General features: G+C 58.5%; 1 protein-coding gene. It reads left to right on the forward strand.

What is annotated here, in order from left to right; genetic code table 11:
* Positions 1–33: 33 nt before the first annotated feature.
* The coding region (locus tag Q5762_RS37245) for a YjbH domain-containing protein (RefSeq protein ID WP_315896740.1) at positions 34–424 on the forward strand (391 nt) is incomplete at its 3' end.

The raw sequence follows: 424 nt of genomic DNA on the forward strand, positions 1-424 counted from the left end.
GGGCTTAGCCAAGTTAAGAACGACCCAGCACCGGTGGCGCTAACCGCGGAAGCACAGCCTACTTGGCAAGCTACCAGCCAATTGCTCAATCAAAATGCGGGCCTTCAAGTGCAGCGCATAGAGCGCCAGGGTGATCGGCTGCATGTCGTGGCTGAGCCCGACCAGTTCCGCTCGCTGGCACAAAGCGAGGGCCGCGCTGGTCGTATCTTGCATGCGCAGGCAGCGCCTGACATTACCAGCTTTCAATTTGATTGGCAGGAACGCGGCTTGCCGCTTCGCTCTAGCGTTCACCAACGCGAGCCGTTTGTGCAGGCCGCGGCCTCCGCTGATCAGGAATATGCTCACCGTTATGGCATTTATGCCCATGCAACGTTAGGCAATGACGCTGCCGAGACACTCTACCAAGCGCCTGAGCAACGTTTTG

Source organism: Streptomyces sp. P9(2023) (assembly GCF_032436795.1).
GTDB lineage: Bacteria > Actinomycetota > Actinomycetes > Streptomycetales > Streptomycetaceae > Streptomyces.